Annotated in this window: 25 protein-coding genes and 1 tRNA gene; 11 read left to right on the top strand and 15 right to left on the bottom strand. The window is 59.0% G+C overall.

Annotation, left to right across the window (positions count from 1 at the left end; translation table 11 throughout):
• Positions 1-79 precede the first annotated feature (79 nt).
• Positions 80-499, top strand: a complete 420-nt coding sequence (locus tag GXX95_01595; protein NLT36840.1) for a hypothetical protein — start codon at positions 80-82, stop codon at positions 497-499.
• 149 nt (positions 500-648) lie between these two features.
• On the opposite strand, the gene GXX95_01600 is transcribed toward GXX95_01595, so the two are convergent.
• Complete coding sequence (locus tag GXX95_01600; protein NLT36841.1) at positions 649-2,016, bottom strand: hypothetical protein; 1,368 nt, start codon at positions 2,014-2,016, stop codon at positions 649-651.
• A 185-nt stretch (positions 2,017-2,201) separates the two neighbouring features.
• Positions 2,202-3,869, bottom strand: a complete 1,668-nt coding sequence (locus tag GXX95_01605; GenBank protein NLT36842.1) for a thermosome subunit — start codon at positions 3,867-3,869, stop codon at positions 2,202-2,204.
• Positions 3,870-4,027: 158 nt separating this feature from the next.
• Here GXX95_01605 and GXX95_01610 point away from each other — a divergent pair, with 158 nt between their 5' ends.
• Positions 4,028-4,747 (top strand): ABC transporter ATP-binding protein, encoded by a 720-nt coding sequence (locus GXX95_01610; GenBank protein NLT36843.1) that lies wholly within the window; start codon positions 4,028-4,030, stop codon positions 4,745-4,747.
• A complete protein-coding gene (locus tag GXX95_01615; protein ID NLT36844.1) occupies positions 4,747-5,847 on the top strand; it encodes an ABC transporter permease in 1,101 nt (366 codons plus the stop codon). Before GXX95_01610 ends, GXX95_01615 begins: the two co-directional genes overlap by 1 nt.
• Before the next feature lie 3 nt (positions 5,848-5,850).
• Here the strand turns inward: GXX95_01615 and GXX95_01620 are convergent, their stop codons facing one another.
• The 5 genes from GXX95_01620 to larB form a co-directional block, all read right to left on the bottom strand.
• Positions 5,851-6,681, bottom strand: a complete 831-nt coding sequence (locus GXX95_01620; GenBank protein ID NLT36845.1) for a radical SAM protein — start codon at positions 6,679-6,681, stop codon at positions 5,851-5,853.
• Positions 6,674-7,969, bottom strand: coding sequence for a hypothetical protein (locus GXX95_01625; protein ID NLT36846.1), 1,296 nt, complete (start codon positions 7,967-7,969; stop codon positions 6,674-6,676). The genes GXX95_01620 and GXX95_01625 overlap by 8 nt, the downstream gene beginning before the upstream one ends.
• A 61-nt stretch (positions 7,970-8,030) precedes the next feature.
• Entirely contained in the window at positions 8,031-8,996 is a 966-nt protein-coding gene (locus tag GXX95_01630) for a GNAT family N-acetyltransferase (protein ID NLT36847.1), read from the bottom strand.
• Positions 8,997-9,002: 6 nt separating this feature from the next.
• The gene (locus GXX95_01635) at positions 9,003-10,667 is read right to left on the bottom strand and encodes a hypothetical protein (protein ID NLT36848.1); all 1,665 of its coding nucleotides are present in this window, start codon (positions 10,665-10,667) and stop codon (positions 9,003-9,005) included.
• Between the two features lie 21 nt (positions 10,668-10,688).
• Positions 10,689-11,450: a nickel pincer cofactor biosynthesis protein LarB gene (gene larB / locus GXX95_01640; GenBank protein ID NLT36849.1), complete on the bottom strand. Its 762-nt coding sequence runs from the start codon at positions 11,448-11,450 to the stop codon at positions 10,689-10,691.
• An 87-nt stretch (positions 11,451-11,537) separates the two neighbouring features.
• On the opposite strand from larB, the gene larE reads away from it, so the two are divergent.
• Together larE and GXX95_01650 are read left to right on the top strand one after the other, a co-directional pair.
• A complete protein-coding gene (gene larE, locus GXX95_01645) occupies positions 11,538-12,350 on the top strand; it encodes an ATP-dependent sacrificial sulfur transferase LarE (GenBank protein NLT36850.1) in 813 nt (270 codons plus the stop codon).
• Positions 12,351-12,518: 168 nt separating this feature from the next.
• Positions 12,519-13,082 carry a hemerythrin domain-containing protein gene (locus tag GXX95_01650; protein NLT36851.1) on the top strand — a complete coding sequence of 188 codons (564 nt, stop codon included), beginning with the start codon at positions 12,519-12,521 and terminating at the stop codon, positions 13,080-13,082.
• 40 nt (positions 13,083-13,122) lie between these two features.
• On the opposite strand, the gene GXX95_01655 is transcribed toward GXX95_01650, so the two are convergent.
• Together GXX95_01655 and GXX95_01660 are read right to left on the bottom strand one after the other, a co-directional pair.
• Entirely contained in the window at positions 13,123-13,434 is a 312-nt protein-coding gene (locus tag GXX95_01655) for a hypothetical protein (GenBank protein NLT36852.1), read from the bottom strand.
• Positions 13,435-13,509: 75 nt separating this feature from the next.
• Positions 13,510-13,616, bottom strand: a tRNA-Ser gene (locus tag GXX95_01660).
• 158 nt (positions 13,617-13,774) lie between these two features.
• Between GXX95_01660 and GXX95_01665 the strand changes: the two genes are divergently transcribed.
• The 3 genes from GXX95_01665 to GXX95_01675 all read left to right on the top strand — a co-directional run bounded on the left by GXX95_01665 (position 13,775) and on the right by GXX95_01675 (position 17,231).
• Entirely contained in the window at positions 13,775-13,975 is a 201-nt protein-coding gene (locus GXX95_01665) for a MoaD/ThiS family protein (protein ID NLT36853.1), read from the top strand.
• Between the two features lie 284 nt (positions 13,976-14,259).
• Entirely contained in the window at positions 14,260-15,702 is a 1,443-nt protein-coding gene (locus tag GXX95_01670; GenBank protein NLT36854.1) for a DNA primase, read from the top strand.
• Positions 15,699-17,231 (top strand): sigma 54-interacting transcriptional regulator, encoded by a 1,533-nt coding sequence (locus GXX95_01675; protein NLT36855.1) that lies wholly within the window; start codon positions 15,699-15,701, stop codon positions 17,229-17,231. Before GXX95_01670 ends, GXX95_01675 begins: the two co-directional genes overlap by 4 nt.
• Here the strand turns inward: GXX95_01675 and GXX95_01680 are convergent, their stop codons facing one another.
• The 5 genes from GXX95_01680 to GXX95_01700 all read right to left on the bottom strand — a co-directional run bounded on the left by GXX95_01680 (position 17,232) and on the right by GXX95_01700 (position 21,879).
• Positions 17,232-17,693 carry a GNAT family N-acetyltransferase gene (locus GXX95_01680; protein NLT36856.1) on the bottom strand — a complete coding sequence of 154 codons (462 nt, stop codon included), beginning with the start codon at positions 17,691-17,693 and terminating at the stop codon, positions 17,232-17,234.
• Positions 17,674-19,650 (bottom strand): hypothetical protein, encoded by a 1,977-nt coding sequence (locus GXX95_01685; protein ID NLT36857.1) that lies wholly within the window; start codon positions 19,648-19,650, stop codon positions 17,674-17,676. Before GXX95_01685 ends, GXX95_01680 begins: the two co-directional genes overlap by 20 nt.
• 72 nt (positions 19,651-19,722) lie before the next feature.
• Complete coding sequence (gene tpiA / locus GXX95_01690; protein NLT36858.1) at positions 19,723-20,391, bottom strand: triose-phosphate isomerase; 669 nt, start codon at positions 20,389-20,391, stop codon at positions 19,723-19,725.
• A gap of 1 nt (position 20,392) precedes the next feature.
• On the bottom strand, positions 20,393-21,535 hold the full coding sequence (locus GXX95_01695; protein NLT36859.1) for a fructose 1,6-bisphosphatase: 1,143 nt from the start codon (positions 21,533-21,535) through the stop codon (positions 20,393-20,395).
• 116 nt (positions 21,536-21,651) lie between these two features.
• Positions 21,652-21,879 (bottom strand): ferredoxin, encoded by a 228-nt coding sequence (locus GXX95_01700; protein NLT36860.1) that lies wholly within the window; start codon positions 21,877-21,879, stop codon positions 21,652-21,654.
• A 108-nt stretch (positions 21,880-21,987) separates the two neighbouring features.
• On the opposite strand from GXX95_01700, the gene aspS reads away from it, so the two are divergent.
• Together aspS and GXX95_01710 are read left to right on the top strand one after the other, a co-directional pair.
• The gene (gene aspS / locus GXX95_01705; protein NLT36861.1) at positions 21,988-23,304 is read left to right on the top strand and encodes an aspartate--tRNA(Asn) ligase; all 1,317 of its coding nucleotides are present in this window, start codon (positions 21,988-21,990) and stop codon (positions 23,302-23,304) included.
• Between the two features lie 132 nt (positions 23,305-23,436).
• Complete coding sequence (locus tag GXX95_01710) at positions 23,437-23,955, top strand: hypothetical protein (protein NLT36862.1); 519 nt, start codon at positions 23,437-23,439, stop codon at positions 23,953-23,955.
• On the opposite strand, the gene GXX95_01715 is transcribed toward GXX95_01710, so the two are convergent.
• The gene (locus GXX95_01715; protein ID NLT36863.1) at positions 23,914-24,444 is read right to left on the bottom strand and encodes a RusA family crossover junction endodeoxyribonuclease; all 531 of its coding nucleotides are present in this window, start codon (positions 24,442-24,444) and stop codon (positions 23,914-23,916) included. The genes GXX95_01710 and GXX95_01715 overlap by 42 nt on opposite strands.
• Before the next feature lie 216 nt (positions 24,445-24,660).
• On the opposite strand from GXX95_01715, the gene GXX95_01720 reads away from it, so the two are divergent.
• The gene (locus GXX95_01720; protein NLT36864.1) at positions 24,661-25,866 is read left to right on the top strand and encodes a hypothetical protein; all 1,206 of its coding nucleotides are present in this window, start codon (positions 24,661-24,663) and stop codon (positions 25,864-25,866) included.
• Positions 25,867-26,039 lie beyond the last annotated feature (173 nt).

Here is a 26,039-nt window from a genome sequence, read left to right on the forward strand (position 1 = left end):
CTTGTATCGTTACCATTTACCTTATTAATATGTATACTTACGTAACCGTTTAATGCAAAATGCACATTGGGGCCATAGGATGAGTGACAGCCTCGAGTCCAAGATGGCAAGGCTCAGAGACGAGTTCGGGGGACTGGTGGATGATGCCACCATCCGCAAACTGGTCCTCTCCGAGGGAGGAATTAAGATGGCATCCAAGAAGATCGCAGAAATCAAGGACCGTGAAGAGATCACCGTTACCGCCACTGTCAGCAAAATAAACCCTACCAGGACGTTCAACAAGAGGACCGGTGGTCAGGGGAAGGTCCGGAACATCGATGTTCAAGATGAGTCCGGAAACTGCCGCATCACGCTATGGGACGAGGATGTGGACCTTCCTGAGAGCATGGAGATCACCGTGGGGACTGAGCTGGTCCTTACTGATTGCTACGCCAAGCAATCCGATTATGGCCTGGACATCTCCAAGGGCAAGAAGGGAAAAATAGAGAAGGTTAATTAGTAAAGCTAATAACTTTACTTACTTTTTTCTTTTATGTTAAACATTATAATCATATTGATATCATGATCATCTCCATAAGGAGTGGAGCTTGTCATTGAACGGGGATCGAACATGTGTTGTAAAAATGAGGAAGAAGGTTTGAAAGAGGTTTAGGGACCAGGCTTCCTGCCCCTTGTACCAACATATAGGATGATGCCTATACAGGCAGCCGCCCCAATCACCATCAACGTTCCCAGGTATGGACTGCTGAAGAAGAAGTCGGCGATGGAGCTTCCACCCGTGGCCTCCTTTTCCACAGAGCTTGTATACGACTCAATGGAAGATATCTCACCAGCCACCGAATCCGCGGACAGTGGGTCCATGGATAGCTCATCACCGAGCATACCTGTGAACATATCAGTGCCCTCTGGAAGCTCGATCGGCATATCGTCCGTCTCGGTGGAGACTGCGCCGCCGCACATGAATCCCAGGGTTGGGCAATACAGGATCTTCTGGGCATCGTTGACCTCTATGACCAGGTACTCCTTGGATACACCATTCACCTCATGGGTGACCGATGTGCTCAGGCACCTCATCTTCATGGGTGGTATCTCGTTGGTCACGGGCCCGAAGTGGCCATTAGTTATGTTCGCATCCTCGGAGTTGAGCTTGTCAAGGTTGATGGGAAAGTCAGAAGATCCCGTGGCTTCCACGAACTCCTCGGTGAAAATGCTCTCCTTCCACTCATCCTCAAGGCCATGGGCATCCACGAAGCCAGTTACCTGACCGCTCATGGTCATGGTGCTGGAGTTGGTGTACCACAGCTCCCCCTGCATCACTGGCAGCTGGAACAGGTCAAGGGCGGGTGAGAAGTCCATGTACATGGTCAAATCGATACAGGCCTTCACTCCCAGGTCATAGTTCTTGTATGACAGGACCTGCTGACCGCTGGAACTGTTGACATTGGGGATGTTGTTGGCGTCCACTTCCAGGCAGAAGGCACCATTGGTCTGCATGGTGATATTGGAGATGGCGTGCGAACTCTTCTGCACGATGGCAGTGGTGGTCATAACTACGCCGAGCTTCTCAGTAACGTCCACGGTCACTGTCTTGGACTGCTTGGCGACCGTCGAGTCCGGGTTGAATGGATTGTCGCTGTAGCTGTAGGTACCGGCTGCAGGCAGCATTCCTGAGACACTGACATCGATCTTGGTATCCAGTTTCATGGCCACCTTCGATGTTACGATGTATGTTGTGGCGGTCTCGCCCGTCACCTCGAAGAGGACGTAGAAGCACGCCGTGCCATCGACATCAAGCTTGTTCACCGTGAGATTGAGGTACCCCTCTATCATGTCCTCGATCTCGCCCTTCATGTCAGTGAAGTTAGCACCGATGTCCATCTCCTTGCCCATGGCCCATTTGTCCCCTACATCCCATCCGGTGATGGGAGTGGTAACGGCGTTGGCCGGGACAGCGATGAAGCTGACCAGGAACAAACCTACGATCAAAAATGCGAGCGCTGATCCGATCTTTCTCATGTTTTCCCTTCCTACTTCCTTGTTCTCCTATGCTGGAATCAAGAAAGCTCATATTTGTAGGTACCGAGGTCGAATTCATAGAACGACAACGAGGCGCCAGCACTGATAAGATTCTATTAATAGTATCAAATATAAAAATTAAAAGATGGAAATTGTTTTAGGAAGGAGGGACACGGCTCGCGTCCTTACATCATACCAGGCATGCCCATTCCGGGGGGCATTCCGCCTGGGGGCATCCCAGGAGCTGCGCCGCCGGGACCGGTGGGCATCTTCTTAGAGGCGATGACGTCGTCGATCCGGAGGATCATGCCAGCGACCTCGGTCGCGGACTCGATGGCCTGGGTCTTGACACGGAGGGGCTCGATGACGTTGGCCTCCAGCATGTTGGCCGGTTCGCCAGACTCCAGGTCAATGCCCATGTAGGCGGCGTTCTTCTTGCCCTCATGAGCGGTCTTCAGCTTGATGACCAGGTCGATGGGGTCCAGACCAGCGTTCTCGGCCAGCGCCCAGGGGATGATCTCCATGGCCTCAGCGAAGGCCTCGATGGCCAGCTGCTCGCGGCCACCAACGGACGAAGCGTAATCGGCCAGCCTCAGGGCGAGCTCGATCTCCGGAGCACCGCCGCCGGCGACAACCTTGCCGTCCTCCAGTGCGACACCGACGACCCTCAGGGAGTCGTGCAGGGCGCGCTCGACCTCATCCACAACATGCTCGGTCCCACCGCGGACGATGATGCTTATGGCCTTGGGGTTCTTGCAGCCGGTGACGAAGGTCATGGACTCCTCGCCGATCTTCTTCTCCTCGACCTGCTCAGCAACGCCCAGGTCTGACTTGGTGATGGAGTCGATGTTGCCAACGACGTTCCCTCCGGTGGCCTTGGACAGCTTCGCCAGGTCGGATTCCCTGACCCTGCGGCATGCGAAAATCCCGGCCTTGGCCAGGTAGTGCTGAACCAGGTCATCGGTGCCCTTCTGGACGAACACAACGTTGGCGCCCAGGGACTTGAGCTTCTCGACCATCTCCTTCAGCTGGTTCTCCTCCTCATCGAGGAAGCGCTGCATGGAAGCGGGGTCGCGTATCTGGATCTTGGCCTCGACCTCGGTCTTCTTGACCTCCATGGCGGAGGATATGAGGGCGATCTTGGCGTTCTTTACGACCTTAGGCATGCGGGGATGGATCTTCTCCTTGTCGATGACAAGCCCGTTGATGAGCTCGGTGTCAGCGATGGATCCGCCGGTCTTTGTCTCCACCTTGATGTTGTCCACGTCAACAGTGACCTTTCCGTCGCGCTTCTCGGCGATGGACTTGATGGCCTTGACGGACATATCGGAGAGCAGTTCCCTCTGGTCGCCCACGGACTTGCCGGTCATCGCGGTCATGGCCACGCGCTTCAGCATCTCATCGCTCTTGCTGTCCACGGAGATCTTTTCGAGGACCTTCACAGCCTCGGATGCCGCCAGCTTGTAGCCATTGGCGATGATGGTGGGGTGTACATTGTGATCTAGAAGTTGCTCGGCCTGCTTCAGCAGCTCACCGGCGAGGACCACGGAAGTAGTGGTCCCATCGCCGCACTCGGTGTCCTGGGTCTTAGCTACCTCGACGACCATCTTGGCTGCCGGGTGCTGAACGTCGATCTCCTTCAGGATGGTCACGCCATCGTTGGTGATCACAACATCTCCCAGGCTGTCCACGAGCATCTTGTCCATGCCCTTCGGTCCCAAGGTGGAGCGTACCGCGTCCGCGATCGCGCGGGCGGCCTGGATATTGTTACCCTGCGCTTCCTTGTTCTTGGTGCGCTCAGTGCCTTCTCGAAGCACGATGATAGGTTGGCTTTGTCCTAGAGAATATGCCATAAATTATCCTCCTTTCCGTTGGGGGGCCATATTTTATCGCTTCTATATAACTGTTATGGTTTTTCGTCGTCCCGCAGGCACCTTATGTGGCTGCTCCGCGTTGTGATGAATTTTATCCGCCTAATGTCATTCCCTGGAGGATGGCGGATGTTCCAGAGTTGGCCATCTCAGTGACCAACTTGACCAAGAGCTTCGGAGACCTCAAAGCGGTGGATGGTGTAAGCCTCTCTGTTCCTAGAGGGGAGATATTCGGACTGTTGGGCCCTAACGGTTCCGGAAAGACAACGCTCATCCACTGCCTCATGGGTATCTACCGGTTCGAGACCGGGAGCATCCGGGTCCTGGACCACGATGTTCCCGGCCAGAAGAAGGAGGTGCGGCGCCGGACGGGCTTCATGCCCCAGGATATCTCCATCTACCAGGACCTCAGCCCTGAGGAGAACATGCTCTTCTACGGCCGTCTTTACGGCCTTGATGACGGCTCCATCCGTCAGCGTACCCACCGCCTGTTCGAGTTTCTGGACCTCGAGGAAAAGCGCTCGGTGGTATCGAGGACGCTGTCAGGAGGTCAGCGGAGGAGGGTGTCCCTGGGCATCGCCCTCCTCCCGGACCCTGACCTTATCATATTGGACGAGCCCACTGTGGGGGTCGATCCCTTGCTACGCAAGCAGTTCTGGGACCACTTCCAGGAGCTGAGGGACCAGGGCAAGACCATCCTCATCACCACCCACATAACCGACGAAGCGCTGAGAGTGGACCGGGTGGCGCTCATGATACGCGGCAAGATCCTGGCCCTGGGGAGGCCTGGGGACCTCATGGAGCAGGAGGGGGTCAGCTCGCTGGAGGACCTCTTCCTGCGCTTCGAGGGAGGTGCCTGATGCGCCCGGCCTTGGCCATCGGCCTGAGGGTCATAAGGCAGCTCACCAGGGACAGGCGCACCATCGGGATGATACTGATCGTACCGCTGGTCATCACCCTTCTCTTCGGTTACGCCCTACAGGGGGAGACCCAGCACAATCCTGTGATCGTCGTCAACGAGGGGGCGGAAACGCCACTGAAGTCCAAGTTCGTGGAGGAGCTGCGAGCCGATGATAAGGTGGACGTGGTGGATGTCTCCGGCGACATGAACGCCTCCTGGGATAGGATACGGGCCCGGGAGGTGAGCGCCCTGGTGGTGCTGCCCTCCGAGCTCAGCACCGATGTTCCCAGCCCTCCGTTCAACATTACCCTCTTGGTATACGCGGACGAGGCCGAGCCTTCGGTAAGGGCCAGCGTCATGGCTGCGGTGAGCGCGGCCTTGGGCAGGACGGTCCAGGATTCAGCCCTCCCCGTGCAGCTGTCGGTGGAAACCCGCCCGGTGTGGGGCGAGGGGGAGCTTTCCGGCCTGGACGTTTCCCTCCCCGGGGTCATCGGCTTCATCATCATGTTCCTGGTGCTGCTGCTCTCAGTCCTTCTGCTGGTGAGGGAGGACCTGGAGGGGACCAAGGTGAGGTTCTACGCCGCTCCCATCAACCGCTGGCAGATGATGTCCGGGTATGTTCTGGGTATGACCTTCTTCGGTGTCCTCATCTCCCTGGTCGTGCTCACCGTGTCCATCGTGGTGTTCGGGGCGACGGTCCGGGGAGACATCTTGCTTGTCATAGGCTTCGTCATCCTGTTCTCCATCGGCACCATAATGCTTGCCATCCTCCTCTCGCGGCTTGCCAGGAACGAGTTCCAGGCTGTGCAGCTGGCGCCCATGATAGCCATCCCCTCCATCGCCCTGTCGGGCTTCCTGGTGCCTATCCAGACCCTGCCGGTGGAGCTGCAGTACATAGCCGCGTTCATCCCCCTGACCTATGCCATCGACGGGCTGAAGACCATCATGCTGCGCGGCGGTGGCTTTGGCGATATAACGCTGGATTTCGCGGCCCTGGTGATATACGTGGTCCTGGCCTTCGCGGGGGCGGTCCTCTCCTCCAAGGAGACGGTGGCCTGAATCTCAGAACGCCGCCGCGGTGCGGATCCCGGCCTCCCTCAGCATGCTCTCCAGCATAGCTATGATCTCCGAGTAGTAGGCATCGCTTTCTACGCGAGCGTCGAACTCGATGAGAGAGGAGGGCGATCTTTCGGCCAACCTCCGGCACATGCGCGTCTTCATCCCTGGTCTCAGGTTCAGGCGGTCGATCATGGCCGACCTCACCCCTGAAGAGGCTATTCCTTGTACCAGTCCTTCGAGGTCGTGATCGGTGATGGTGGGAATGATGGGTCCCAAGAACACATAGGTGTCGATGCCCTCGTCTACGAGGCACCGGGCTGCCCTCATCCTCCGGGAGGGGGGTGGGGCGTTGGCCTCGAATATTCCTGCCCTATCATCGGAGATGGTGTTGACTGTGATTCCCACCTCCGCGCCCCTTATCCTCTTAAGGATGTCACGGTCCCTCAGAACGAGGTCCGACTTGGTCAGCACAGACACTCTGGCACTAGCCTTTACGATCTCCTCCAGGCATCGACGCGTGAGGAGGGTCTCCGCCTCCAAGGGCTGATAGGGATCGGTGACGGTGCCCAGACCGATGACCCCCTGGCGGCGGGGCAGCTCCTTGGCCAGGACCTGGGGTATGTTGACCTTGGCTACGATCTCTTTGCCCCATTCCAAGGGCGATGTCCGCATGACATAGGGGGCGTAGCAGTAGGCGCAGTCGTGACCGCAGCGGGTGTATGGGTTCAGAGCATGGTCGAGGCCAGGAAGTCTCGAGGGGGACAGGGCGGTGGAGCACATCTTCCGAACGAAGCTGGTCCGTCCCCCATCCGTGAACGCATCGAGGTCAGACATAATCGTCGATCCTTCTCTGGGTCATCATGTCTGTTAGCACGGCGGACGAGCTGATCCACCTCTCCAGGGAGATGTCCATGCGTGAGACGATATGCTGGAGCGCGGTGCTGAGGGTCTCGAAGCCATGGGGGGTGGTCTTGAGAGCTGCCCTTACGTTCTCCCGCACGTTCCACACGCCCACGGGCATCACGTATCCAGGGTGTGCTTCCCTGAATATCACTGCCCCTGCCTGGCGACCCTCGGCCATGAGCAGTTCGTTCACCGCCAGCCGGGCGGCGTAGTAGCACCCCCCGATCTCCGCATAGTCCTTCCTGCCCTCATAGAACTCATGCGAGCTGATGATCTCGATCTGCTGCCCCAGGGGGTTCCAGGTGGTGTTGGGATACCACGCCTCGATGAGCTCGTACCTCCAGGTGGTGGGCATTAGAAGGATGCTCCAGCGGTTGTCTAGCATCTCCCAGTCGTACACGCGCCAGTCCTCTATGGTGGGATTCCTCTTGGTCGTCCGCAGCAGGTCCTTGCCCAGGATGTCATCCACGGCGGTGATCGACCATCTCGTGGGCACGAACCTCCTCCTCTTGTCGACGCCGAACGCACCCACCGAAAAGGCCTTCTGGATCTTGGAGATGAGGACACCCTCCCGGTATAACGCCTTGACCGCCTCCGTGGCCCTGAGGTCGGTGTCATAGAAGGCCTTCTCCACTCGGTGGTCGTACCGGGGGTTCCCTACCTCCAGGTTCTGCAACCGTGCCGAAGGGCCGAAGGGCTGGACCTCATCGTCCAGGATCAATCTCCCTGACGGCCTCTTCAGGAACTTGGCCTCCACCTCCGTGGGGTCGTTGGAGAGGGCCAGGTCCCTGGTGTGGTCAACGATCCGACCGTACTTGTGGAAGTCGGTGGCATCGATGCGGTACTTTCCCCGCACCAGGCTGAAGCGGAAGTCCACGATCTCATCGATGGACTTCCCCACCCATAGCTCCGGGGTGTCCATGAGAGAGGTGTCCCCCATCATGGGAGGGACCAGCGGACCTATGTCCACCTTAGGGTAGCCGAACCGGCCTACGAAGATCCCGGGCGGGGACATGCCTGCAAGGTCCAGGGAATCCATGAGGTTCCTGCTGCGGGAGCGGGAATAGAACTTGATCATCAGGGGGCAGCGGTCCTTTCCGCACAGGTTCTTCGAGCCCTTGCATATGACACAGGGCGAGCCCGCGGGCACCTCCAAGACCCCGGCGGTGGAGAGGGAGCGAACGTGGTTATCGAACGTGCTGGAGGACTGATCGAACATGCCTCTTTTCGCAGAGGCGGGTCTCTATATATCCTTTGTGACCGGACCTCCGAACACCCCGCTAACCGGCCCAGGAGGTTATGTTACAGTTCCCCACCTCGTTGTACTCTCCCTTCTTGATCATGCGCACGTTGGCCCCCTTCAGAAGGTAGGTCCGGGAGAGCATGGCCATGTATAGGGAGGTGTCGCTCACCGCGAAGCGGGTCATGACCTTCTCCTTCCCTGCCTCCAGCGTCCCTGCTTCGCACGCGGCCAGGAGGCGGTCCAGCGCCTGATTGTGATCGGGAACGGACGGGTCCACCAGCACGGTCTTGATGGACGCGTAGGCGCTCTCCTCCCCGTGATGATAGGTGTGAAGGAGGGCACAGCCCTGGACGGATTCCCCCTCCTTCAGGACATAGACCTTTCCCAGCTCCTTGCGCAAGATCACCTCGGCGTCCATGCTGTAATCCAGATAGGGATTTATCCTCTGGCTGAGCGGAGATATGTACTGCGAGATATCGCCCACGGCGTCCGGGGCGATCTCCGACACGCCCTCTGTGACCACATCGTTGCGGCGCAAGATCCTTTCCAGGATGACCACGGTCTTCTCCGGCCGGTACCCGGCGGTCAGGTAGAAGTGCAGGTTCTTCGGTATGTTGGACAGGGTCTCCAGCCCGATGACCGAGCAGCCTCTCTCTAGCAGGTGCGCCTCGCACCCGGCCAGGAGACGGCGTCCGACACCGTGGTCCTGGTACGAGGGCAGGACCTCCAGGGGGCCGGTCCAGCCCACCCTGCCCACAACATGGCAGAAGGCGGAGCCGATGATCTTACCCTTCTCCACGGCCACCAGGCAGCCCTGGGGGTCCTTCCAAAGGTATGCCGCGATGATCTTCTGGGACCGCTTAGGATACGTGAACTTCCGACCGACCGACTGCGTGGCCAGGTCTGACCAGGCCAGCTGACCGGCCTCCCGTACCTCCTCGACGTCCTCTGCGGTCATCCTCCTGATGGTGACGTCCTTTCCCTTTCGTGCGAACATGCTCATCGTTGCTCACTTCCTCCATTCCCTTTGCTGGAGTGCGTGCGGGGGCAGCACGTTCAGCATCCTTTGCGGCTCCAGGCCTGCCCGTCGGACCATGGAGACGGCCCAGTCCCAGTCTTGGGGCTTGAGGGGGCATGCGGAATCGGTACCGAGCGAGTAGAACGCTCCTAGCTCATAAAGACCATAAGCGTCGTTATCATCGAGGTCCTGTCTGTCGGGATGGGCATTTATCTCCAACGCCACCTTCCTCTCGGCCGCCCTCTCGGCGATGGGGCGTAGGTCCTGGATGACCCTCTCCCGAAGGCCCAGTACCCGGCCGCAGGGATGCCCCAGCACATCCATGCAGGGATCGTCCAGGGCGTGGAGGATCCTTGCCCTCATCCCGTCCTCTCCCATGTCGAGCTTGGTGTTCACCGAGGCTATCACCAGGTCCATGTCCTCAAGCAGCGAGGGGGGTGCTTCGAGCTTGCCGTCGGGAGCGATGTTCACCTCGATACCCTTCAACAGAGTGACCGGAGAGCGCGCATCCGCCTCATCCACCATATCGTTCCTCCGTGCCAGCGTCTCCCCGTCGACCCGCCGCCCGAGGCGATCGCACAGGCAGATATAGGAGTGGCCGATGGACGCCGCGGCCTCTGCCATCATCTCCACGTTGATGGAGCCGTCCGTGAGGATGGAGCGCACCCTCAGGTCTCCAAGGAGATCGGTCTTCGCCACCACTCCATCGTAAGGCCGGCCTCTATCCCTCATCTCCTCGGGAACGAGCTCCTGTCCGGCCGCACCATAGATCTCCGCCTCGGTCGAGAACGGTCCTTCTTCGGCCGAAAGGGGACCGTACCTGGCCTCAAGGGCGGAGAGGACCTCATCGACATGGGCCTGGGGGCCGGTGCGGCGGAAGTTCTCCAGGGCGAATCGCTGCTCGGTGACCTGGCGCAGCATGCACCCCGCCCCGGAGGAGGTCTTGCCCACAGCCAGGTCCCTTTCCACCACCGTCAGCTCGGTGATCTCCGGGCAGGTCCCGAACTTGGCTATGGCCAGTTCGGGCGTGGGGGATGCGAACAGCAGCGTTATGTTGGCCACTGCGGCCACCTTCCTTCGGGCGGGACCGGATAGCTCGATCCTGCTAACAATGCCGCCCTCCTGCATGCATGTTAAGACACGCTCGGCAGAGCGTAGGGCGTACGGAGTGGGGACCTCCGCCGCCTCTTCCCTCCTCCATACCAGCCATTCCTTGATCCGCCTCTCCGCGTCCTCGCCGATCCGGATGTTGGTGGATAGGACGCCTTCATCCAAGGCCCGGAGCAGAGCGTCCACCGAGCGCACGTCCAGGTTGCTCACCAGTTCCGCAATGGCCCCCAGGCCAAGGACAGGCGCGTCGCGGAAGATGGGAAGATCTTCCGGCAGAAGGTCGCGCACCGCCTCCAGGGCTTCGATCCTGCCCGTGGACAGAAGCTCGTTGAGCTTGGCGGCGATGCTCTCGCCGACCCCCTCTATCCTGCGCAGCTCTCCCCGTTCGCTGATGATTTGCAAAGGTTCCGCCAGTTCCTCGATGCTACTGGAGGCCTTGAGGTAGGAGCTTGAACGCCAACGGTCCCCCTTGATCTCCATGGCCAAGGCCAGCTCCCAGAACCTGTCCGCGGCCTCCTGGTTCTCCGCCCTACTGACCATGAGCATCGCCCCCTTCCGGGCGAGCGTTCACCGCCGGCACCTCAGGCTGATAAGGGCAGCCGTCGCCCCCGCCCCTATGCCGTTGTCTATGTTCACGACGGTGAGTCCCGGAGAGCATGATTGCAGCATGGAGACCAGTGCTGCCTTGCCCTCCCCTCCCGCACCATAGCCGACGGAGGTGGGCACCCCTATCACGGGAACGTCGGCAAGGGAGGAGACGACCGATGCCAATGCACCTTCCATACCGGCCACCACCACCAGGGCGTCCACCCCCGCCTCCAGCATGGCCACCAAGGGGTCTAAGAAGCGATGGAAGGCCGCGATGCCCACATCCCTGGCGACCATGACCTCTACTCCCATGGCCTCCGCCACCGTCCTCGCCTCCTCAGCGGCCCGCAGGTCCGAGGTACCGGCCGCCAGGATGCCTATCCTGCCTCTCGATGCCATCGCCTGTTCTCGCTCCACCCGTAGCATGGCAGCCGGCCGAATGTAGGATACCATGCCCTCGCCCACTGCCCTGCACACCGCCTCATAATGATGCTCGTCCGCTCGGGATACAAGGACGCGGTCCGTTTCTCTGATGACCTCGCTCACAATCTCCGCCACCTCCTCGGGGCTCTTGCTCTGTCCATAGATTATCTCAGGGATGCCCTTACGACAGGAGCGCCGGGTGTCGAACAACGTGTGCTCGCGGATGCGAACCACGTAGTCCAATCGCAGCTGACGTTCAGCCTCTTCAATGGTCAGCTCCCCGTCCCTGTATCGTTCCAGAACATCCCGGGCGGTCATCCTCGCAACATATGTTGCCTCGTAATATTATTTGTTCCCTCCCCTGGAGGAGGGAAACGATTTAGGAACGGTCGGCGTTGGAGCTTCGTGAACAGCGAGGTGGGCGAGCTCGACGATCTCAGGGCCATATTGCGAAGGATGGGGAGAGCGGCGGTCGCATACTCCGGCGGAGCGGACAGCACCTTCTTACTGAGGATCGCCCAGGAAGAGCTTCCAGGTGAGGTCCTGGCGGTGATCGTCGACTGCCAGGTCATGCCCACGGGCATGGTCGGGGAGGCCGTCGAAAATGCCCGTCAGATGGGCGTGGACACCGTGGTAGCACGAATGGACATCCGAGCGATACCAGGTCTAACAGAGAACGGCAAGGACCGCTGTTACCTATGCAAGAGGGCGATCCTTCAAAACATAATATCCGTGGCCAGAACACGGGGGTTCGATATCGTCATGGACGGGAGCCACTCGGGAGACCGTGACGATGACAGGCCAGGAAGGAGGGCGCTCAAGGAGCTAGGCATCAGGTCCCCCCTGACGGAAGCTGGGTTCAGCAAGGACGATGTGCGGCGCTTCTCCGAGCACTTGGGGCTGTCCACCGCCCGAAAGCCCGCCAACCCCTGCCTGGCGACCCGCATCCCCTTCAACGTTCCCATCACCGAGGAGATGCTGCGGCAGGTGGAGGAGGCCGAAAAGGCGGTGGCCGATCTGGGCATAGAGGTGCTAAGGGTCCGTCATCACGGCAGCGTGGCACGCATCGAGGTCCTTCCGCTTGACATGCCCAAGCTGCTTTCCTCGCGCGAGATCCTCGTATCCAGGCTCCGTGAGCTGGGTTTCACCTACGTGGACCTTGACCTCCAAGGCTACCGCGCTGGCAGCATGGGCGAAGTGTTGGGACGTCAAAGCTGAGCTTGCCGCACGGACGAGTTAAGCCTTAGAACACCTGAAGGGCGGAGGCTTTCATGAATGTTAGCTGCCCCATATTCGCCGATCACAGCGTTCAGATATTGTTCACAACTAGACCGATCCTATAGGGAACAGAAGGCCTTTGATATTACCTCCTCCCATTGTCATATCATGAGCCTAACCTTGACCATGCTGTCCTTCGACCATGGCATCCTAAGACAGGTGCTGGACGTCCTGTCCGACCTGGCCACGGAGAACGCTTTCGACCGCTTCCGACCGGAAATGGAGGAGGTAAGCGAGTTCCTGTTCGATTTCATGGACCGATACCATCATGGGCGGGAGGAGATCGTCGTGTTCCCGATATCCTCAGAAGGGGCCTCCGAGCTTCCGGCAACGATCGACGAGCTCATCCGGGAGCATCGGAGGGCGTCGGAGCTGGCCCAGAACATCGCTGCCGCCCTGCACGCCCGTGACAACGAGTCATTGAGGGAGAACTGCCTGGAGCTGGTCGCTCACATGCGGGACCACATCAAAGAAGAGGAGGACGTGGTGTTCCCCAAGCTGGAGATCCTTCTGGCAGGGGATAAGGACTTTGACGCCTTCGAGAGGTCCCAGTCCTATGTGAAGGACAATTTCGGAGAGTTCTACCCTCGCGACATGGAGGAGTTCGCTAATCGCTTCCAGGATGCGGTCTGGGGGAAGGGTGTGATCAAGTTCAGCGCCTTTAAGGACTGATGCACCCACAAGCCTGTGCACCGAGTGCGGGATGCTGCCCCTATCGTCCGTTAAGGGTTTGGAAGAGGATCAGGGCCGCCTCCGTCGTTCCCAATGCCTCGAAGGTCTCGAGGGGCATGCGGTCCGAGAGGTGGCGGTCATGCACCTCCCCCAGGTCCTTGTAACCAGCTACAGGCAGTCCGCGTCTCAAATAGAATATTATCCGGTATATGTCAGCGAAGCGGTTGAACGCATCGATGTCCATCTCCTCTCCGAGTCCGATCTCTGACAGCTCCCCGGAGCTCCATCCAACCAGGTCGGCGGTGAGGTTCTTGATGGCGGTGCAGCGACAAGTGGTCATGATCTTCGTCATTACGTAACGATGACACGAAGATAAAATGGGTGCCTGATTGAGAACGGAACGCCAATCGGAGGGGACTGGGAAAAATGGCGCCGAGGGAGAGATTTGAACTCCCGAGGCGGAGACCGCCAGTGGTTCGCTCGGAGATCTCTTTCTTTCGAGACCACCGCCTTACCGGACTAGACTACCTCGGCGTCACTCATGGTGAAACCAGCGATGGATATAAGCATTTTGTCAATGGGGGCGACTATAGTGCATCTGGAAGGGGACGCACCGAAGGCCGTCAGGTTGTCGGCAGGTGCTCTGATTTATGTTGCGAAAAGAAGAAATCCATCCGAGGTATGGACTAGGCATGCGGATCAAGATAGTTCAAGGCCAAGAGGTGCAGGCGATGGACGTCCCGGAGGGCTCCAGTCCCCTGGACATCATTGGACAGCTCGCCCTGAGCCCTGATGCCTTCCTGGTGCTGAGGGGGAGAACCCCTATTCCCTTGGACGAGGTACTGACCGAGGGCGATTCCGTCAGGTTCATAAAGGTGGCCTCGGGAGGGTGAGGCGTTCTTCTGCTATCTTGTTCGATACCATTGGTCTGAATCTTCGAACCGGACCAGAAATGTTTATTAATATCAATACTCACTATCGGGGCGAAACGACTTCCTCACAAGACTGATTTCATGCTCACTATCATCATCAAGTCTCCCTCCCTATTGAGGGATATAACTAAAACACCAGATTTGCGCCGATGGAACTCGGGCGAATGTCCTGGTGAACGTGTCGGATAGAACATGTGTTCTGGTCGTAGGAAGATCGTTCTAACGTGATACGAGGTGTAACCATAATGAACATAGATCCTAGCACTACCAAATACATGATCAAGGCCAAACTGCAGGCTGATGGCATAGTGGAGAAGCCGGACGTGGTAGGGGCGATCTTCGGCCAGACCGAAGGGCTCCTGGGCGACGAGCTGGACCTCAGGGACCTGCAGAAGAGCGGCCGCATCGGACGCATCGAGGTCGAGGTTAGCTCCAAACAAGGCAAGTCCGACGGCGAGGTCCTCATACCCTCCAGCCTCGATCAGGTGGAGACCGTCATACTGGCCTCGGCGCTGGAGACCATCGACCGGGTGGGGCCGTGCAAGGCCAAGATCAATATCCTCAGCATAGAGGATGTCCGCATCACCAAGAGGTCAAAGATAATCGAGAGGGCGAGGGAACTGCTCACCGAGCTTATCAAGCAGTCCAAGACCACCGGCATCGACCTCACCGAGAGCGTTCGCCAGAGCGTGCAGACCGAGGAGATAGTGAACTATGGCAAGGAGCGCCTCCCCGCCGGACCTAACGTCGCCGACAGCGACGCCATCATAGTAGTGGAGGGGAGATCGGACGTTCTGAACCTCCTCAAGTCAGGCATAAAGAACGCCATCGCCGTGGAGGGCACCAACGTTCCCAAGACCGTAATGGACCTGAGCAAGGAAAGGGTCATCACCGCCTTCGTGGACGGGGACCGTGGGGGAGAGCTGATCCTCCGGGAACTGTTCCAGGTCGCAGAGGTGGACTTCGTCGCCCGCGCCCCCCGGGGTATGGAGGTCGAGGAGCTGACCCAGAAGCAGATCATGAAGTGCCTCCGCAACAAGATCCCCGGTGAGCAGTTCATGGAGATGTACGGCATGTCCGGGGATAACGGAAAGACGGCCCCGGAAGCACGTGAGGAACGCGCCCCCAAGGAACTGCCTAAGGAGAGGGAGCAGCGCGAAGAGCCGCAGCCGGAGCCGAAGGTACAAGAGCGGCCTCAGGAGCGGCAGCAGGAGCGTCCCCACCGTGAGCCCCGGGAGCGCAAGGGCAGAGAGCAGCGTGAGCCCAAGGAGGTCCGTGAACCGGTGAAGGAGCTGCCACCCACCGAGCCAGTGGCGGAGCTACCGGAGAAGGCCATCGAGACGACGCCCGAGCCTGAGCCGGTAGAGGATGTCCCCACCAAGAACCTCTCGGACGCCCAGACCCAGTTCAAGACCATGATAAACGAACTGTCCACGACCTCAAAGGCGCGTATCCTGGACTCAGCAGGCGAGCTCATAAAGGAGGTCCCCGTCAGAGAGCTGGTCAACACCCTCAAGACCAACGTCAAGGGAGTGGGCGCCGTGGTGTTCGACGGTATCATCACGCAGAGGATACTGGACATCGCCGCGGACAACAAGATCGCCACCATCGTAGGCACCAAGATGGGCAACATCACCAAACAGCCTACCGCGGTAGAGGTCTGGACCAAGGAAGACCTGAACGAATGAGCGAAAAGGTGGACATCCAGTCGGAGGTGGACCTCAGGTCCATCACCACGACCGCGGATATCCTGATCCCTAGGGACCCTCTTAAAAGGGTCATCGGCCAGGACGAGGCGGTGGAGCTCGCACGTATAGCCGCCAAGCAGCGGAGGCATCTGCTCTTGGTGGGCCCACCGGGCACTGGTAAGTCCATGATCGCCCAGGCCTTGGCACTGCATCTCCCCAAGCCCCGAGAGGAGGTTCGCATTGTCCATAACCCCGAGAACCCTGAGAGGCCGCTGGTGGAGGTCAAGAGGGAGGAGGAGGTGGGCCGGGAGAAGGAGACCAGAGGATCGGCGGAGGGAGAGCTCGTAGAGCCCACTGCCGCCCCCGTCCATGTCGCCGAACGCCTGGGATACCGATGCCGTTCATGCTCCTCCTATTCCAGCCCTCAGGAGCGTTCATGCCCCAGCTGCGGGAAGAGCAAGGCGGAAACGGGCGTTCAGCCGGGAAACCCCTTCGGGGACCTCCTGGGAAACCTCATGGAGTCCATGGCCAGCGCTGCGCCTGGCCTGAACGCGGGAAAGGAAAAGGTGACCACCACCAGGAGGCGGGGCGACAAAGAAGAGGTGGTGGTGTTCGAGCGCGCCGGGGAAAAGATCAGGATGCTGGACCAGGAAGCATTGGAGCGCCGCCGGGAGGTGGAGCGCCAGCGGCCCCGGAAGGTGATCGTGCCCCTGGAACGGAACCCTTTCGTTCTGGCCACCGGGGCCTCGGAGACCGAGCTTCTAGGTGACGTGCGTCATGACCCCTTCGGGGGACACTCCTCCCTGGGAACACAGCCCTACGAGCGGGTCATTCCAGGCGCCGTGCATGAGGCCCATGAGGGCGTTCTGTTCCTGGACGAGATATCCCATCTCGGACCACTGCAGAGGTACATCCTCACCGCCATGCAGGAAAGGCGGGCCCCCATCTCCGGCCGCAACCCTCAGTCGGCCGGCGCTTCCGTCAAGGTCGATTCCGTCCCCGCCAACTTCATCCTCGTGGCGGCCTGCAACATCCAGGACCTGGAGCAGGTCCTCTCTCCTCTGCGATCGCGTATCTCCGGCGATGGGTACGAGGTCCTCGTGGAGACCTCCATGCCCGATGACGAAATCAACAGGGCACGCATGGCCCAGTTCATCGCCCAGGAGATAACCACGGACGGCCGCATACCTCATGCCTCAAGATCGGCCATAGATCTCATTATCAAGGAGGCCCGGACCAGGGCCCGGATGATGGACGGGAAGGAGAACGCCCTGACCCTGCGACTTAGGGAATTGGGCGGCCTCATCCGTGCCGCCGGTGACCTGGCCGTGGAGAACGGCGATACCCTGATCGAGGAGAGTCATGTGCTCGCAGCCCAGAGGCGCAGCCGGACGGCGGAGGAGCAGATCCGCGACCGCTACGGGACCTACATGAAGGGTCTGGGAACGGACATATCCTCGGCGCAGAAGGAGAAATCGCCCTACTACTTCTGGAACGAGCACATCAAGGACGACCAGGCCTACCATTGATCAGACGTACAGCTGCAGCTGCAGGGCGTCCTCTCCATCATTGTAGTAGCCCTTGATCTCGCCTATCAGCATGAAGTTGAACCTGCTGTAGAACTCCAGCGCCTGGATGTTACCCTTGCGTACCTCCAGGGTCAGCACCTTGGCGCCCTTCCTCTTGGCCTCGTCCAGGAACTTGGTCATGAGCATTGTCCCTATCCCATGGCGGCGCATCTCCGGCACCACCGTCAGCATCAGAACCCGGGCATGGACCGATGTGGTCATTATGCCCAGAAGGAAGGCCTTTATGTCGCCTCCGCCGTCCACGACCAAGAATCCTTGTGGCCAGGCGGAGGACACGCTAGTGAAGAGATTGGGGTCGTAGCGCTCACTGAGGGTGGAGCACGCGAGTTCATACACAGAGGCCAGGTCGTCTGGGTTGAACGTTCGGAGGTACAATGCCGCGTCAATGTCCCTTCCTCCCAATAATTGTTTTCCATGCAATCACGGCCACGGCGAACAGGGGGAGGGCCATCATCTTCCATGAAGATCCTCCTCCTTCACTGTCAGGAGGGACCACTTCCACCCAGCACCATGCCCTAACGATGTTGTTACCGAGGTCGGTGATAGTTAGGACCACCGTGTGGTTCCCCTCCCCCAGCCTCACCGCGAACTTTGTCTCGTTACTTTCCGGAATGCCGTCACCATCGATGTCCCACTCTATTGTCAGGCCAGGAGCGTTGTCTGAGCATCGGGTAGCATCAAGAAGGACCGGTTCTCCCGACCTCACCCTCATGAAGGTCCATGGCAGTTCCACCGCGGGGTGCTCAGGATCGGGGGACCAGTCCTGCCAGAACAGGTGACTGAAATATGAGGCAGCAGAGGCTGACGTCACCACCGCTCCCACCTCACGGTTCTGATAGAGGGAGGTATCCCCCCAGTTTATAGAGGATACAACCACCTGGTCATCGATTATCAGCCCCTTGTTGTGCATCACCGAGAGATTGTGATAGGAGGATATCGACCTTGCCTCCAGGTCCAGGCCGCGTGCCTGGGCGATGCTGTTCAGCTCATCGGCCACCGCGGGATTGTCCCCGCCTCCCCAGGAAGAGCCCATGAGCAGGCGCACCTGTACCCCCCGCTCCGCAGCGTCGATCAGCGAGGTCAGCAGGGTCGTCCCCTTCAACCATCTGTCGTCGACGGAGAGCTGTTCCACGAGAATGATCTCTTGGGCCTCCCTTATCATGTCCATGAGGCGTTCCGCGGCGTTGTCGGGAGCGACCAGCGCCGCTACCTCACAGCGATAACGCTCCACGTCCGTCAGTTCCACCTCTGGAACGGAGAAAAGCGGTAACGCAGAGCCTCCATCGCGGGCGGGGGCGGTGTCGATGAGACCACCAATATCGTCCTTGAACACGGCCTCGAAATACCTGCCCACCTCCCCGCTGTCCAGGGTCACGCCCCAGCCCCGATTGACGTGCAGGCCTCCGCCCCAGTTCTCAGACATGATCACCACCCTGCGGGAGTCCACGATCATGTATTTGGCGTGGAGATAGTCGTAGCGCTTGTACGACTCGAACGACCTTAGTTCCTTGACCAAGACCCCATGGGCCTGGAGGCTCGCGCTGGCGTTCAGCGATGCCTCCGAAAGTCCGCCGACAGGCTGGCCTTCGATGAGCACGTTCACCTCGACCCCCCGGAGGGAGCATGCTGCCAGAGCGTTGACGATGCAGGCGTCAGTGATCTCGTAAAGAGAGCAGTTCACCGTCCTGGAGGCCTGGGATAACTCCCTCAGAAGTCGCCCGACCGCGTTCTCGGGCACAGAGAACGGTTCCACGATGGCCTGGCAGGTCAGCGCGGGGAAGGAAGATCGCCCCGGGGGAACGACCGCCCAGTCCGTGGAGCCGTTGGTGTCAGCACCCTCTCTGATCACAGCGTGGCCTTTGGTGACGCTCTCAACGGATGGACCTGTCCATCCTTCGCCTGTGAACTGGACCTTGCCATAAATCACCCTGTCCATCAGCACCCCTCCGCTAAAAAGGCCTACGTCATCACCATCATCGGCGAGCGTGAAACGGCCACTCCAGGCAATACCGTCATCTCCTTTCTGAAGACAATCCAGGTTCGGCCGGAGGGAGCTGAAGATGGTCCTATTGACGGTAACGCCTATCGATGAGGAGCGGTCCAGAACGATGTCCTTGTCGATCCTCACCTCCCCTTCCCCATCGTCGATGGTGACATTGAATAGGGAGACCGAAGGTCCACGGTTGGTGATGACCACATATTCCACAGGTCGGCCAGGGCAGACCTCGGTGAGGACCAGCCCGCTGAGCGGTTCCGAGACCGTTCCTGTTCGGATCGTGGACATTTCCATAGAAGCGGAGGGTGATGAGAGGCCTGGCTGGGCGATCGGGAGAATCACAGCCAGCAGGACCAGGAACATCAGGCCCCTCATCGATCCTGGAGGAACGAGGAGGGGTAATATTCAAAACCACTACAATTAACGCACTCTCGGTCAGAGGAACTGAACGAGGTCCAGGAGGACCCTGCCCGGTTCCTTGGCCTTGACCACGCCGGATGCCAGGAGTACACCTGACGCCCCCAGCTCCACCGCCTTGGCCACGTCCTTGCCGGTCTTCACGCCGGCCCCGCACAGGACCTTTATGCCTTCGTCAACACGGCGTACCGCGGCCACCGCCTCGCTCACGACCTCAGGTCTGGCATCGGTCACTGATACATCGCCCCCGATCAGCTCGGGAGGCTCCACCGCGATGAACTCGGGGCCGAGGGAGGCGGCAGCGGCCGAGGTGGCCTCGGTGTCCGTGCACACGCAGCATTCCAGCCCCTTCTCCTTTGCCATCAGTATGGCTAACGCCAGGTCAGCGAGCACCATGCGGCGCTCGGAGTGGTTCAGAAGAGTGCCCTGGGCCCCCGCTGCCTTGATCAGCTCAGGGGTCGTCCATCCCGTGGCCGCCCCGGGCTTCCGGGGGTCCATGTGCTGGGCCATCACAGGAATGCTGACGGCTTTGGCCACAGCCGATATCTCTGTAATGGGAGGGCAGACCGCGAAGCTCACCCCCGTCTCATCCGAGACCTCCTGGCAGGCCGTCGCCAGGTGGACGGAACGCTCTCCCTCCACCTCGGCATAGGCCTTGAAGTTCACTATTATGACCGGAGTTCGCATCTCAATCCAGCTTTTCCATGCGTTCCTTGAGCTTGTTGAGGACCGCGGGACGGGTGGTGTACTCCATCTCCTCAGGGCCGAGCACGGCAGGCATGAAGGGCCCATGGCGCCTCATGTATATGGACGCCTTGACCGCACCCTTGCGGGCCTCATCCCAGCAGCTGCCGGAGAAGTAGTCCAGAGGCACATGGCATCCGGGCTTGGAGCCGGGATCCTCGAGACCCTGGAGCTTTCCGTTGCTGACATGCAGCCCTATGGCGCATATGCGTGGGGGACCGTCGAAGTAGACAGGGTCGGAGTCGGCCACGGAGCAGGGATACCATCCGCCGTAATGGGAGCCGCGCATCCAGCCGGAAACGAGCATAGGGAACATATAGGGCTGAAGAATCTCCCCGATCGCCGGCAGACCGCTTTGCGCGCGGCAGATACAGACAGGGTCGTCCTTGCCCACGTACTTGCCGGCAGAGATGTTGAGCTTCTCGGTGGAGACCACGGCACCGATACCGATGTCATCTATCTTGGACCATATCTTCTTTATGGCATACCTGGTGGTATCGCCCAGAAGGGTCAGGATATCATAGGTCTCATCGGGCGTGGACATGGTAACCTTCTTGGAGTCGCACACGTCCACGATATCGAACTTGAAACCCTGGTGTGCACGGGGATCAATGACCAGGCCCGTGGTCGTGAAGGGGTCCATGTAAGTCTTGCACAAGGGCAGGGAATATGCTGAAGGCTCTGTCTTGTCAGCCATGAAGAAGACGATGGGCTCGGAGCCACGCTCCTTGAACTCCATCTCCGCGGCCCCCGGCCCCGCTCCCCGGACGTTGCCGGAGAAGGCATCCGTCAGGAGGTCCTGACCGGCGGCGTAGAGCTTCATCTTCTTGGCCTCCTTGGTCGCGTCCATGAACGCTTCCCAGCACAGTCCGTGGACGTCCCTGTTGTTCTCACCGCGGGTGTGGGTGAGGATGAGGTTGATATCGTCTCCTACGCGAGTGACGTAGTAGTCATCGATGGTGCCCGCCTTCAAGCCGTCAGCGAGCCTCTCCTCGCACTTCCTCATCATGAGTGGATGAGGTCTAGCGTGACCGCCAACTGAGCCTACATCTGCTTTTATAACTGAAACAGTAACCCTGTCTGACATGTGCTTTCCCCTATTGTAATGACCTTGGAATAAAGCTTGGCGTATAAATAGGTTGATGGATTTCTCATCCATCGATTAATCGCGTTTTTAGGCCTTCCGCCAGACCATGGACAACGTTACGAAGATATGGATATGACGCTGACGGGGCAGACATCAACGGCCTTTTCAACACATTCCTTGAGGTCGTCGGGCACATTACCGTTGGCGGGAGACCCGTCCTGGTATTTGCTGGCGATCTCCGAGGTTCCGTCGGGGCCTTCCACGAAGACCTCAGGGCATTCGTCGCTGTAGCATAGGCCACACTGAGTGCAGCCCTCCTGATCAATGACCACCTTGAAGCTCATGCTCAGTGATATTGGAACTTCCTGACCATATTGTCTTCGGTCCTGCATCCTTTTCTTCTCGCTCCATCACTTTTATAGTGTCGGGTTCCATCCCGCCACGGTATCATTATGAGCGAGTCGATGCTGCGTGACTCCAGGACCCTTTCTCCTGCGGATGCGGAGAAGAACGTGATCATCAAAGGGTGGGCCCAGGAGATAAGGAATCTGGGCGGGATATCCTTCCTGATAATCAGGGACCGCTATGGCCTCGTCCAAGTAACTGCCCCGAAGAAGAAGGTCTCCCCCGAGGTCTTGAGCACCCTGACCTCCCTGTCCAGGGAATCCGTGGTCAAGGTGACCGGAGTCGCCAAGGCGGCGAACCAGGTCAAGGGCGGTGTCGAGGTCATCCCAGGGTCCATCGAGGTCCTGAGCCCCGCTGCCTCTCCCCTCCCCATGGGAGTGGTGGACAAGGTGAACGTGGAGGCCGATACCCGCTACGACCACCGCTTCATGGACCTTCGCAAGCCTGAGGCCAGGGCGGTCTTCGAGATCAAGTCCGTGGCCCACAACCTCATAGACCAGTTCCTCGTGGACGAGGGATTCGTGGAGGTCTTCACGCCCAAGATCGTAGCATCAGGGGCAGAGGGAGGGTCGACCCTTTTCCAGCTGAAGTACTTCGACAAGCCTGCATATCTCGCTCAATCCCCTCAGCTCTACAAGCAGATGCTCATGTCCACGGGTCTTGACAAGGTGTTCGAGATCGGGCCGGCGTTCCGGGCCGAACCCTCCGACACCGTTCGCCATGTGTCCGAGTTCATATCCTTCGATGGGGAGATGGCGTTCATCGACTCCATGAAGGACGTTCTGGACATCATCGAGAGATGCACCCTGGCCGTCATCAAAGGGTTGGAATTAAAGGTCGGGCCGCAGCTGGAGGCGCTGAACACCACGATCAGTGTGCCCAAGGCCCCTTACCCCGTCATCGAGTACAAGGACGCCATGGACATGGTCCAGAGCGAAGGGATGAAGCTGGAGCTGGGGGACGATCTGGGTACAGAGGGTGAGAAGTGCCTTGGCGAGATCATGAAGGAGAAGGGGCACGACATGTACTGGATAGTCGAATATCCAGAGGAGGCGAAGCCCTTCTACATAATGGAGAAGGACGGCACCCCGTACTCCTACTCCTTCGACCTGGACTATATGGGCCAGGAGATATCCTCTGGTGGGCAGAGAGAGCACCGCTACGATCACCTGGTAGAGAGGATGAGGAAGAAGGGATTGGACCCTGAGTCCTTCCGCTTCTATCTCGATGCCTTCCAGTATGGAATGCCCCCTCACGGCGGCTGGGGGCTGGGAGTGGAAAGGATGCTGCAGAAGATGCTGAACCTCCCCAACATCAGGGAGACCATACTGTTCCCTCGGGACCGTATCCGGCTGGTCCCCTGAGATCGTTAAACCTTTTCCTCCCACGCTTTCTTTTTCATGCCATTGCCGGTCCAATATGCATCGACGGGGATAGTGCCACGATCAAAGAGACAGGCAGGATCCCGGCAGGTTCCGAGGATAGGTACTTAGCTCTTGGTCTCTGATTGTTTCTCGGGAACCGCCATGAAGATACCTGGTTCGATATCAGAGGAGCATGCCCACCTGCATGAGGTGCTGGAGAGAGCTATCGATGAGCAAGGCGCCCTGGGGAGTGCGGCAAGGGAGGTTATGAAAGCGCTGGCGCCGCACTTCGAGAAGGAAGAGGCCTTCGCTCTGCCACCGCTGGGGATGCTTACCCTGACCGGGGAGGAGGTGAAGGAGGATTTACTGGAGGTCATATCACTTACCGACAGGCTCGCCGTGGAAATGCCCCGGATGGTGGAGGAGCACGCCGTTATCGTAAAGGCCCTCGATGTCCTTTCCCAGAGGGCGGCGGAAGCTGGTAAGATGGACTATGTTTCCTTCGCCCAGGATCTGAAGCATCATGCCAGGATGGAGGAGGAGGTCCTTTATCCCGCCTCACTTCTGGTGGGGGCGTACTTACGGCTGTGGAGAGGGGGGGGGGTTCGACTAATCCCTAGGATCCTCGCAGGGTTCATCCCTCTGGGGTGAAAGGGTGCGTTTCCGTTCCTTCTTTTTCCGCTCTAACTGGTTCACATAACGCTCGACGATGACATAGGCCCCGGCCCTGCGCTCGTCCCCGTACTCCTTGCTCATGGTCATGGAGACCACCTGACAGTCGTCCACGAACAAGATCCCGGTCAACGCATCGTTGATGGCGCGGACCAGCTTATCGATGTCCGGTTTCACCGTAGGGTTGATCCTCTTATGTTCCGGGACCGAAGGAGGACGGGTTAGAACGAATTCCACCCTCACCCCATATGCGGACGTACAGTCGCACACCCAGGTTTTTCCCTCCAGTGCCCGCTGGGCCTCGGTGGCGATGCGGTTCCTCCAGGCCATCAGCTCCTTCTTGTTCTGGTGCGTGGTCACTGTCCGGTCGAGATTTTTTATGTAGTAAGCTCTGGTGCTACCCTCAGGGGTAGGCTCTCCCAGTACAATGAACTCAATGGACTCAACAAGACTGTCTGATAAACTCATGATCTCACCAATCTGCGCCCCACCTGTGCCATGAGCAAGAGGTTCTTATGCCCAGCTAGCCTCGGAACGCTGACCTCCGAATGGTCCAGATGTGCATAAAGCTGTCCCTATTAAGGTTACGCCCCCTAAACCACGTGAGGCTGGCAAAGGAATTATAAAAACTGAGGGGATATGGGCCACCGGTCATAGACCTCGGATGGGATGAGAGGACCGATCATGGCGGAAGGCGGGAGTAGAAAGTTCATCGAGCGTGTTCGGTCCATGAGCCCTTATCATCATGTGGCAGCCATATTGTTGGTTGGAATTGTCGTTTATGGCTCATTCATCGTGGTGGACGGGCTGATCATCAGGCAATGGCTGGACTCATCCTTCGGCACCACCCCGGACCTGGCGATCTACCAGGAACGGACAAGCCTCATACTGAACGGCGGCCTTATCTACCGGGATCTGGACATCGAGGCACCTCCCCTCATCAACTATTTACTCCTTCCCGCCCAGATCATCGGAGGAGAATGGTGGGCCTACGAGATCTACTTCTCCCTGTTCCCCATCCTAACCTCCTTGGGGATCTACGCGGTCATGCGTCGTTGGGATGATCACCGGGCCTTCCTGGCCGCCCTCCTGTTCGTCATCTGCCCGTTCGCAGTGCAGGATGCCACCTGGGGGATCCAGGACGAGCCCATGGTGGCGTTCTTCTACATCCTTCCAGTGCTTTTGCTCCTGGGTGGACACGCCCGATCATCGGCCGTGGCCGTGGCGGTGGGCTTCTGGACCAAGTTCCTGCCTATCGTCACATATCCCATCACCCTTCTGAGCATCAAGGGGACGAGGGAACGGTTGTTGAGCATCGGCCTGGTGATCTTGGTCTCGGGCCTCGTGGCACTGCCATTTCTCATCTTGGCACCGGAGGAGTTCCTCAGGTTCCCATCATACTATCTGCTGGGCAGAAGCGGCGAGGGAAGCGCGGGGATGTCCATCATAAATCTCATAGGTGTGGGAGGTTGGCACCTTCCGGGGGAGGTGGGCGCCGGGCTCACGGTCGCAGCCTTGCTCCTCTCCTACTATCTCTTCAAGAGATGGAAGCTGGACGTTTGGAGGGGAGCTATGCTGACCACGGTGATGTTCATCTCCGTCTATCCCATGATACGGCTGGGCTACTTCATCCTCCCCTTCGCCTTCTTCTCTTTGTGGGCCGTTCAGTACAAGGGCATCGCCCTGAGGCTCATACCGATGTACGTGACCCTCCTCTTCGGACAGGGCTTTGAGCGGGCCAGCCCGGGTTTCGATTATTCCTTCTCCTGGCTCCTGGGGCTGGTCCTGGTGACGGCGGGGATATTGATAATGCTTGATATCACCCGTCTGTGCCTTAAAAGGCCGTGCCTCCTGGACGAAGCGAAGCGAGAGGGGCTCCCATCAGCCTAGAAGGTCTCATCATATCCCCAGGGATCCGCTGACCCTCTTCTCGTCACCGGGAGTCCCTCCCACGGTGGGGAGAACATTGGAAATATATCACGGTGGTGGAGTCTTTAGGGCCAAGCAATCAAGGCCTTTGTTCACTTCGAACTCGAGACAATATTTGAGAATCCATAAATATC

This window comes from Methanomassiliicoccus sp., from assembly GCA_012719175.1.
Lineage (GTDB): Archaea > Thermoplasmatota > Thermoplasmata > Methanomassiliicoccales > Methanomassiliicoccaceae > UBA6.

What these genes read in the sequence shown, in the direction of transcription:
- GXX95_01595 (NLT36840.1), top strand. Translation starts at nt 80, where the DNA reads ATGAGTGACAGCCTCGAGTCCAAGATGGCAAGGCTCAGAGACGAGTTC.
- GXX95_01600 (NLT36841.1), bottom strand. Translation starts at nt 2,016, where the DNA reads ATGAGAAAGATCGGATCAGCGCTCGCATTTTTGATCGTAGGTTTGTTC.
- GXX95_01605 (NLT36842.1), bottom strand. Translation starts at nt 3,869, where the DNA reads ATGGCATATTCTCTAGGACAAAGCCAACCTATCATCGTGCTTCGAGAA.
- GXX95_01615 (NLT36844.1), top strand. Translation starts at nt 4,747, where the DNA reads ATGCGCCCGGCCTTGGCCATCGGCCTGAGGGTCATAAGGCAGCTCACC.
- GXX95_01620 (NLT36845.1), bottom strand. Translation starts at nt 6,681, where the DNA reads ATGTCTGACCTCGATGCGTTCACGGATGGGGGACGGACCAGCTTCGTT.
- GXX95_01625 (NLT36846.1), bottom strand. Translation starts at nt 7,969, where the DNA reads ATGTTCGATCAGTCCTCCAGCACGTTCGATAACCACGTTCGCTCCCTC.
- GXX95_01630 (NLT36847.1), bottom strand. Translation starts at nt 8,996, where the DNA reads ATGAGCATGTTCGCACGAAAGGGAAAGGACGTCACCATCAGGAGGATG.
- GXX95_01635 (NLT36848.1), bottom strand. Translation starts at nt 10,667, where the DNA reads ATGCTCATGGTCAGTAGGGCGGAGAACCAGGAGGCCGCGGACAGGTTC.
- larB (NLT36849.1), bottom strand. Translation starts at nt 11,450, where the DNA reads ATGACCGCCCGGGATGTTCTGGAACGATACAGGGACGGGGAGCTGACC.
- GXX95_01650 (NLT36851.1), top strand. Translation starts at nt 12,519, where the DNA reads ATGAGCCTAACCTTGACCATGCTGTCCTTCGACCATGGCATCCTAAGA.
- GXX95_01655 (NLT36852.1), bottom strand. Translation starts at nt 13,434, where the DNA reads ATGACGAAGATCATGACCACTTGTCGCTGCACCGCCATCAAGAACCTC.
- GXX95_01665 (NLT36853.1), top strand. Translation starts at nt 13,775, where the DNA reads ATGCGGATCAAGATAGTTCAAGGCCAAGAGGTGCAGGCGATGGACGTC.
- GXX95_01670 (NLT36854.1), top strand. Translation starts at nt 14,260, where the DNA reads ATGAACATAGATCCTAGCACTACCAAATACATGATCAAGGCCAAACTG.
- GXX95_01675 (NLT36855.1), top strand. Translation starts at nt 15,699, where the DNA reads ATGAGCGAAAAGGTGGACATCCAGTCGGAGGTGGACCTCAGGTCCATC.
- GXX95_01685 (NLT36857.1), bottom strand. Translation starts at nt 19,650, where the DNA reads ATGTTCCTGGTCCTGCTGGCTGTGATTCTCCCGATCGCCCAGCCAGGC.
- tpiA (NLT36858.1), bottom strand. Translation starts at nt 20,391, where the DNA reads ATGCGAACTCCGGTCATAATAGTGAACTTCAAGGCCTATGCCGAGGTG.
- GXX95_01695 (NLT36859.1), bottom strand. Translation starts at nt 21,535, where the DNA reads ATGTCAGACAGGGTTACTGTTTCAGTTATAAAAGCAGATGTAGGCTCA.
- GXX95_01700 (NLT36860.1), bottom strand. Translation starts at nt 21,879, where the DNA reads ATGAGCTTCAAGGTGGTCATTGATCAGGAGGGCTGCACTCAGTGTGGC.
- aspS (NLT36861.1), top strand. Translation starts at nt 21,988, where the DNA reads ATGAGCGAGTCGATGCTGCGTGACTCCAGGACCCTTTCTCCTGCGGAT.
- GXX95_01715 (NLT36863.1), bottom strand. Translation starts at nt 24,444, where the DNA reads ATGAGTTTATCAGACAGTCTTGTTGAGTCCATTGAGTTCATTGTACTG.
- GXX95_01720 (NLT36864.1), top strand. Translation starts at nt 24,661, where the DNA reads ATGGCGGAAGGCGGGAGTAGAAAGTTCATCGAGCGTGTTCGGTCCATG.